Genomic DNA, 8,041 nt, shown 5'->3' with positions numbered 1-8,041 from the left:
CGTTGTCCGAATATCAGCAAACGTTTCCGAGGCAAGCGACTAATCCGGAGTCTCCGGTAGTTGCTACCAGTTCGAGAAGCGTCGCACATCCTCGGGACGACCCAATGCTTTGAGCCAATGCCGATTCACTAAGGCAATCGCTTAAGGCACTACGCGGGCGAACATTTGCGTTTGCTCGTTTCGCCATCCAGACCGCCTGCCTCTGTTGCGCGCTGGGCCGTATCAGTAGAACCCCGTCCTCTTCCGTTGCGCTCGTGCGCTGTCGCGCCGGCTTCGACACCTCGATGGACATTCCGTTCGGACCACGAATCAAATGCGTCCGGACGATCGTTACGGTCCGCAAGATCATCGTTCAATCGTTGCGATGCCTTTTGCTCGAACGTTTGGGCTGCGCCGTGGTAGTCACTGCACTTCTACATTAGTGGTACTAACTACAATGACGAATCGAAAGCAAGTATCCAATCGCCCGTATAACTTCTTCTCCGCGCGCTATGTCGCCGCAATCGCCACCGCGCTTGCGGCGAGCGTGTTGCTGGCCGCCTGCGGCGGCGGCGACAGCCCCATCGACGCAGCGACCGACAAGTCCGCGTTGCCCGAGTCGACCGACAAGGCCGCGACCAGCACGTCGATCTTCTACGGCATGAACGGCCACATCACGAACGGCGGCGCATTCGACAGCACGCCCGTCAGCACGCAGCTCGCGCAGCTCCAGGACCTCGGCGTCAAGATTTATCGTAACGACGTATATAGCCTGGCGTCCGCGAAAGTCGTCGCGAAGGCCGCGCAGACGATGGCGGCCGGCGGCGTGACGCTGTATCCCGTGATCCTGCTCGGCACCGGATATAACTCGGAACAGGACGCGTATAACGCGGGCTACACGCTCGGCCAGCAAGCGGCCGGAACGTACAACTACAAGTACATCGAAGTGGGCAACGAACTGGAAGCACAGGCGATCAACGGCAACGTGGACGGCACGAGCTGGACGCACTACAAGAACCAGAACTTCGTGATCGCGCGAGGCGTGATTCGCGGCCTGATCGCGGGCGTCAAGTCGGCGAACACGTCGGCGAAGATCATCGTGGACGGCACCTGGCTGCATTACGCGTTCTTCCAGATGCTTGCGGACGGCTCGCAGCCCGACGGCACGCACGGCCATCCGACCGTGAACTGGGACATCACCGCATGGCACTGGTACTCGAATCAGGGCGACATGACCCACGCATGCGGCGGCTCGGGCTGCTTCAACATGCTGTCGGTGCTGCACTCGTTCGGCAAGCCGGTGTGGATCAACGAGTTCGGCGTTCGCCCCGGCTATGGCACCGATCAGCAAGCCGCGGCGTACCTGTCGGGCAGCCTGATGATGGCGCAGTATCAAAGCCTCGCATCGACGTACAACATTCAGTCGATCCAGGCGTTCGAGCTGTATGACGATAGCGAAGGCACCTTCGGTCTCCTGAAGTCCGACGGCAAGACGCAGAAGCCCGCCTACACCGCATACAAGAACTACGTCGCAAGCCATCCGATGTAATTCGCGCGCAGCAATGCGCCGCACGGTTCACGTCAGGACCGGCTCGTTGCTTTCAGAAGGCGACGAGCAGGTCTTTTCGCATTAGGCACAACGCTTCGCTGCTAGTCCAGCCGTCTTCGCGTCGATATCGCCGATGCCGTCGAGATGACGAGGTCCGCGAAACGCCGTTCATCGCGATCCGGCTGCCAGCGCGATCGGGCAACCGCGATATTCACCGCGCCGATGCCTCGGCCATGCGCGTTCGTGATGGCCGCCGCCGTCGATATGTCGCTCACGAAGTACTCGTCTTCGGCATGCGCGTATCCGGCCTTGCGAATGCGCGCGATGCGCTCGCGAATGCGCCGCGGCTCGCACACCGTGGACGCCGTATAAGCCACGAGATTCGTGCGCGAGAGAATGTCGTCGATCTCGCCGTCCGAGAGCGTCGCGAGTATGGCGAGACCGGGCGCCGTGCAATACGCCGGCAGACGCGACCCGGTGATGACGTGCGCGTTGAACACGTTGCGGCTCACGATGCGCAGCACGAACACGATGTCCGTATCGTCGAGCACGGTGAGATTGGTCGCCTCTTCCGTTTCGGAACCGAGTTGCTGAAGATAAGGCGTCGCGCGGCTCACGAGTTCGTTCGACGTCAGATAGTGAAACGTGAAGTCCAACAGTCGCGGCGACAACTCGTATTTGCGGCTGTCCGGGTCCTTCAGCAGATAGCCGAGCGCGGAAAGCGTGTAGGTGAAGCGCTGCGTCGCGCTCAGATCGAAGCCGGTCAGCGCCGCAATCTCGGAGAGCGACAACTGGCGCTTGCTGCCATCGAAGGCGGTCAGCACTTTCATGGCCTTCTCGACCGACTGCACATAGAGCGACGACGCGCCCGCGTTTCCTGCCTCGCCGCGCGGCCTGGCCGCCCGGCTCTTGCGCTCGCGCGGGACTTTGGACTCGTCGTTCATCGTATGTCGTCGTCGGTTCGAAGGCGCGGATTATCCCATGGCGATCGCTACGCCTGCACGCTCGCGAGCCGGTCCCAGGCATCGTCGACCGTGCGCGGCAGCAAGTGCTTGCGGATGCGCTCGCTCGCCGTCATCTCGAAGCCCGATACCGCGCGGTAATAGCGCGGCAACTGAAAACTCGCGAGCCGCTCGCGCGCCCATGCGTGCAACGCTTCCCAGTCCACCGGTTCGTCCTCGAACTGCACGTTGAGCAGAATGTCCTGCTCGCCAATCGCCGATGCCACGCCGATTGCCGCGCTCGCGCGTATCGCCGGATGCGCGGCGAACACGCGCTCGATCTCCCATGCGGACACGTTCTCGCCGCGCACGCGCATGCTGTCGGTCTGACGGCCGACGAAGAAGTAATCGCCGTCGGCATCGCGGCGCGCGCGGTCGCCGGTGTGCAGCTTGCCGTGGCGCATCGCCGCGTGCGTCGCTGCGGGATTGTGAAGGTACGCGGGCAGGAACGTGCCTTCCACCCTGCTCGCGAGCACGATCTCGCCCGCTTCGCCTTCGGCGACCGGCTGGCCGTTTTCATCCAGCAATTCGATGTCGATCCACGGCAGCGGACGCCCGATCGAACCCGGCTTGCCGGTGACGTTCATCGTCGCAAAGCTCGCGCATTCGGTCATGCCGTAGCACTCGCGCAGCCGCACCTTGAGCCGCGCCTGAATCGGCTCCCACGCCGGTGCGCTCACGCCCGCGCCCCATGCGACGCGCAGCGTATGCGTCGGCGGCTGCGCGCTCTCCGGCAGTTGCATCAGGATATCGAGCACGCCGCCCAGATAGTGAAGCTGCGTCGCGCCCGCGCGTTCGATTTGCGGCCAGAATTGCGAGGCCGAGAAGCGCGGCACCGCATGCAGCGTCACGTTCTCCATGAACGGCAGAAGCAGCATCTGCGCGCCGCCGATATGACAGAGCGGCTCCCAAAGGAACAGGCGGTCGCCGTCGCGCACGTCGGCGACTTTCAGCGCCGCTTCGCTCGCAATGCGCATCATCCGGTGCGTGAAGACGACGCCTTTCGGCGCGCCCGTCGTGCCCGACGTATAGATGATGCACAGCGGATCGTGCACGCCGATAGCCGGCGTATCGAACGTGGCGCTTGCGTTGTCCGCATCGAACGCGGGCAGACGCATGCGCCGCGCCGCGCCGCAATCGAGCGCGGCGGTCACGGCATCGTATTCGTCATCGACGATAAAGAGCTTCGGCTCCGCATGTTGCAGCAGATAGTCGAGGCCCGCCGCGCGCAACTTCGTGTTGACGGGCACCCACACGAGGCCAGACATCACGAGCGCATAAATGAGGTGCATATGCTCGGGACTATTGCCGAGCATCACCGCGACGCGGTCGCCGGGCACGAGCCCGAGCGACGCGAACCAGCGCTGCAATTGCGCGACGTGACGCGAAATGTCCTCGCACGTCATCGCGTGATCGCCGGAATGAACGACGGTGCGCGCGGGCGTGGCGCGCAGTCCCGCCGCGAGCAGCGGTGCGCAGTCGAGTTCGTCGTGCGCGTGCCGGTGAGCGAAGTAGTCTGAGTAACGATGCATGTCCGAACCGAGTGATAAGCGCGAGATTCAGCGCGAAAATCAGCGCGTCCTGCGCCTGAGCCACGACGACACCATCACGACGAGCGCGATCAGCACGACGAGCGTCGTCGATACGGCGGCGAGCGTCGGCGTGACGGCGAGCTGGATGTCGTCCCACATCTGCTTCGGCAGCGTCGAATTGATGCCGCCGGAAACGAAGATCGCGATCGTTAGGTCATCGAACGAAACGAGGAACGCAAAGAGGAACGCGGCCGTGACGCTCGCCATCAGAAGCGGCAGCACGACCGATGTGATGCGTCGCAACGGGGACGCGCCCATGACGCGGGCGGCATCGTCGAGGCGCCAGTCGAAGCGCTGGAAACCGGCCGCGAGCGTCACGACGACGTAGGGAATCGCAAGCACCGTATGGCCGATGACAAGCCCGAGATTGGTGCCCGTCAGCCCGAAGCGCCCGAACAGATAGAGCAGGCCGACCGCGACCACGATGCGCGGCACGATCAGCGGTGCAACGAGCAGCGCGAAGAGCGGCTTGCTCGCGCGGCGCGGCATGCGGGTCATGGCGAGCGTCGCGCCGAAGCCGAGCAGAAGCGAGAGCAGCGCGGTGCCGAAACCGACTTCGAATGAACGGACGATGGCGCTCTGCCACACAGGCGAATCCATGAACGTGCCGAACCATCGCGTGCTGAAGAGCTTCGGCGGAAACGCGATGTAATCGCTTTTCGTGAACGCATACGGAATGACGGAGAGCACGGGCGCGACGAGCGCCACCATGACGACGCACGTATAGAGACCGAGCGGACTCGCCGCGCGCGCGGTCGTCTCCGCGCTCACGCGCCGCCGCATCATGAACGGTGCGAAAACGCGCCCGGCCATCATCAGAACGGCGAGCCTGACTCCCTGCGCACGCGATCCGCGCGAGCGCTCCGTCACTTCTCCGGTGAGCGACGTGAGTCCCACCATGCGGTCGTACACGAAGAAGATCGCAATGGAACAGACGAGCAGCACCGTCGAAAGCGCGCCGGCGAAACGCATGTCGAAGAGTTCGAGGACGGACGAAATGACGAGCTGCGCGATCATCGTTTCCTTCGGCGAGCCGAGCAGCGCGGGCACGATGAAAAAGCCGAGGCTCGAAATGAACACGAGCAGGCCCGCCGCCGCGACGCCCGGCGACGACAGCGGCAGAAACACCGTGAAGAAACTCGTGCTGCGTTCCGCGCCGAGCGTTTCGGCGGCCTGCGTCAAACGATCGTCGATGCCGCGCATGACCGGCAGCATCGTCATGACGGCGAGCGGGAGCATCGAATGCACCATGCCGATCAGAACGCCCGTCAGCGATGGAATGGTGCCGCTCGTCTCGCTCACGAGGTGAAGGGACAGCGCGATCGTCGAGAGCACGCCGGTCTTCGAGAGAAGCAGCATCCACGCATACGTCTTGACGAGATAGCTCGTCCAGAACGGCAGCATGATCCACAAGAGCCAGCGTTCGCGCACGCGCTCCGACAGGCGGCTCAGCATGTACGCGACCGGATAGCCGAGCAGGATGGAAAGCGCCGCCGTCATGAAGGAAATGGCGAAGGTGATCCACAGCACCTTCGCATACACCGGCGTGCGCGCAATGCGTGCGAACTGCGCGAGACCGATCTGCCCTTCCGCGCTGACGAGCCCGCCTTGCAGAATCTCGCCGACCGGCACGATGAAAAAGACGAGCAGGAAGAGGAGCGTCGGCACGACCGGCAAAACGCGCATCGTGCGCGCGAGCCAGACGGAGCGGCCGCGCGGCCGCGCTTCGTTTTCGCGGTGCGCGTGCAGGGCGATGGTCATGGACGTCTCCTCGGTCATTTCACGCGACGAGCAGCGTCGTGCGATACGGGTCCCACACGAGCCCGACGCGCTCGCCGATGCGCGGCGTGAGGCTGCGCTCGCATCGCACGGTGAGTCCGCTGCCATCGGTCATCGCGAGCTGCACGCGCGTGTCGCTGCCGAAGAACACGACATCCGAGATGGTTCCGTCGACAAAACCGGAATCCGGTTCTACAAGACGCGGCGTTTCCGGTCGCACGAGCAGCGTGTGACGCGCGGCGGGCGCCGGGGGAACGGACGCGCTCATCGGCAGCGGAATGCGCCCGCCCGCCGCAAGCAGGATCGGCTCGCCGCTCGCGCCGCGTGCATCGTCGAGCGCGCCTTCCAGCAGATTCGAGTGTCCGATGAAGCCCGCCGCGAAGCGCGTCGCGGGGCGGTCGTACAGATCGGCGGGCGTGCCGACCTGCTCGATGCGCGCCTGATTCATGAGGCAAATGCGGTCGGAGAGCGTGAGCGCTTCGTCCTGATCGTGCGTCACGTAGACGAAAGTCGCGCCCAGTTCCTTGTGCAGCCGGCGAATCTCGGACTGCATGTGTTCGCGCAATTTCTTGTCGAGCGCGCCGAGCGGTTCGTCGAGCAGAATGACCGATGGCCGGTACGCGAAGCAGCGCGCAAGCGCGATGCGCTGCTGCTGGCCGCCCGACAGTTCCTTCGGAAAGCGCTTCGCGTAATCGGTCATGCGGACCATCGCGAGCGCATCGTCGACGGCGGCGCGCACTTCGTCGCGCGACTTGCGGCGCATGCGCAGGCCATAAGCCACGTTGTCCCACACGCTCATGTGCGGGAACAGCGCATAGCTCTGGAACACCATTCCGATGCCGCGCTTGCCCGGCTCGACATGCGTGACGTCGCGCCCGTCGATCTCGATGCGTCCCGCGCTCGGCGCGACCAGCCCCGAGATCATCTGCAGGAGCGTGGCCTTGCCCGAACCCGAGGGACCGAGCAGCGTCAGGAATTCGCCGGCCTGCACGGCGAGATCCGTCGGTTCCAGCGCCACGGTTTCGCCGTAGCGCTTCGCAATGCCGATCGCCTCGAGTTTCGCGCTCATCGTGCCGTCCTCAGGAAATGATCCACGAATTGAACCGCTCCGTGACCTTCGCGCGATTCTCTTCCCACCATTGCGGGCTCGGCAGACGCATGTCGCGGATATTGTCGGGCGCGGTCGGCAGAAGCGTCGCGCGGTCTTTCGATATGGTCTCGAACGCCTTCTTGTTGGTCGGGCCGTAGGCGAGCGTGCGCGTGAGCAGCGCCTGGCGCTTCGCGTCGGCGCAAAAGCGCACGAACTGCTTCGCGGCATCGGCGCGCGGCGTGCCTTTCGGAATGCCCCAGCCTTCGATCGAATAAAGACCCTGATTCCACACGATGGTCACGGGCGCGCCCGCGTCCTTCGCGGCTTGCGCGCGGCCGTTCCACGTCGAGATCATGTCGACGTCGCCGCTCTGGATCGCCTGCATTGCCTGCGCGCCCGAAGTCCACCAGATGCTGATGTGCGGCTTGATCTTGTCGAGGCTTTTGAACGCGCGGTCCACGTCGAGCGGATAGAGCTTGTCGAGCGGCACGCCATCCGCGAGCAGCGCCTGTTCGAGCGTATCGAGCGGGCTGCGGCGCAGGCATCGGCGGCCGGGAAATTTCTTCACGTCCCAGAAGTCCGCCCACGATTTCGGGCCGTTGTCCTTGAACTTGTCCGCGCGATACGCGAGCACGGTCGAATACACGTCGACGCCGAGCCAGTTCGGGGTTATCGCCTCGGGCATGATGTCGGGATACTCGCTCGCCTTCAGTCCGATGGGCTCCAGCAAGCCCTTCGATTCGAGGTAAGGAATGTCGGCGGAGAGCGTGAGCGTGGTCACGTCCCACACGTAGTTCTTCGTCTGCACCATCGCCGCGAACTGCGCGACCGGCTGCGATTCCCGCGCGACGCTCACCACCTTGATGCCCGTCGCCTTCTCGAACGGATCGTAGAACGCCTCGCGATACGCCGTCGTATATGGCCCGCCCGGGTCGGACACGACGATCTGCTTCGATTGCGCGCGCGCCGCGAGCGGCAACGCGCCGGCCACGGCGAGCGCGCCCGCGCCCTGCAGCATGCGGCGGCGCGCCGGATTGAAGTCTTGCGTCAT

The 8,041-nt window shown here is 64.3% G+C and carries 6 protein-coding genes; 1 reads left to right on the top strand and 5 read right to left on the bottom strand.

Features of this window, described 5'->3' with window-relative positions; translation table 11 throughout:
* Positions 1–436: 436 nt before the first annotated feature.
* A complete protein-coding gene (locus LDZ27_RS26490) occupies positions 437–1,528 on the top strand; it encodes a glycosyl hydrolase (protein WP_244818249.1) in 1,092 nt (363 codons plus the stop codon).
* Between the two features lie 101 nt (positions 1,529–1,629).
* Here the strand turns inward: LDZ27_RS26490 and LDZ27_RS26485 are convergent, their stop codons facing one another.
* Genes LDZ27_RS26485 through LDZ27_RS26465 form a run of 5 tightly spaced genes read right to left on the bottom strand, consistent with a single transcriptional unit; the run spans position 1,630 to position 8,041 of the window.
* A complete protein-coding gene (locus LDZ27_RS26485) occupies positions 1,630–2,472 on the bottom strand; it encodes an IclR family transcriptional regulator (protein WP_244818248.1) in 843 nt (280 codons plus the stop codon).
* A 47-nt stretch (positions 2,473–2,519) separates the two neighbouring features.
* Positions 2,520–4,061 (bottom strand): AMP-binding protein, encoded by a 1,542-nt coding sequence (locus LDZ27_RS26480; protein WP_244818247.1) that lies wholly within the window; start codon positions 4,059–4,061, stop codon positions 2,520–2,522.
* Between the two features lie 39 nt (positions 4,062–4,100).
* Complete coding sequence (locus LDZ27_RS26475) at positions 4,101–5,882, bottom strand: ABC transporter permease subunit (RefSeq protein ID WP_244818246.1); 1,782 nt, start codon at positions 5,880–5,882, stop codon at positions 4,101–4,103.
* Between the two features lie 19 nt (positions 5,883–5,901).
* Entirely contained in the window at positions 5,902–6,969 is a 1,068-nt protein-coding gene (locus LDZ27_RS26470) for an ABC transporter ATP-binding protein (protein ID WP_244818245.1), read from the bottom strand.
* Positions 6,970–6,979: 10 nt separating this feature from the next.
* Positions 6,980–8,041 (bottom strand): ABC transporter substrate-binding protein, encoded by a 1,062-nt coding sequence (locus tag LDZ27_RS26465; RefSeq protein ID WP_244818244.1) that lies wholly within the window; start codon positions 8,039–8,041, stop codon positions 6,980–6,982.

The organism is Caballeronia sp. Lep1P3 (genome assembly GCF_022879595.1).
GTDB lineage: Bacteria > Pseudomonadota > Gammaproteobacteria > Burkholderiales > Burkholderiaceae > Caballeronia.
The sequence above is the reverse complement of the archived record's forward strand: the minus strand, read 5'-3'. Positions and strand labels throughout refer to the sequence as shown.

Bases quoted from the DNA above. Each gene is read 5' to 3' on its own strand.
- LDZ27_RS26490 (WP_244818249.1), top strand. From the start codon at position 437: ATGACGAATCGAAAGCAAGTATCCAATCGCCCGTATAACTTCTTCTCC.
- LDZ27_RS26485 (WP_244818248.1), bottom strand. From the start codon at position 2,472: ATGAACGACGAGTCCAAAGTCCCGCGCGAGCGCAAGAGCCGGGCGGCC.
- LDZ27_RS26480 (WP_244818247.1), bottom strand. From the start codon at position 4,061: ATGCATCGTTACTCAGACTACTTCGCTCACCGGCACGCGCACGACGAA.
- LDZ27_RS26475 (WP_244818246.1), bottom strand. From the start codon at position 5,882: ATGACCATCGCCCTGCACGCGCACCGCGAAAACGAAGCGCGGCCGCGC.
- LDZ27_RS26470 (WP_244818245.1), bottom strand. From the start codon at position 6,969: ATGAGCGCGAAACTCGAGGCGATCGGCATTGCGAAGCGCTACGGCGAA.
- LDZ27_RS26465 (WP_244818244.1), bottom strand. From the start codon at position 8,041: ATGACGCAAGACTTCAATCCGGCGCGCCGCCGCATGCTGCAGGGCGCG.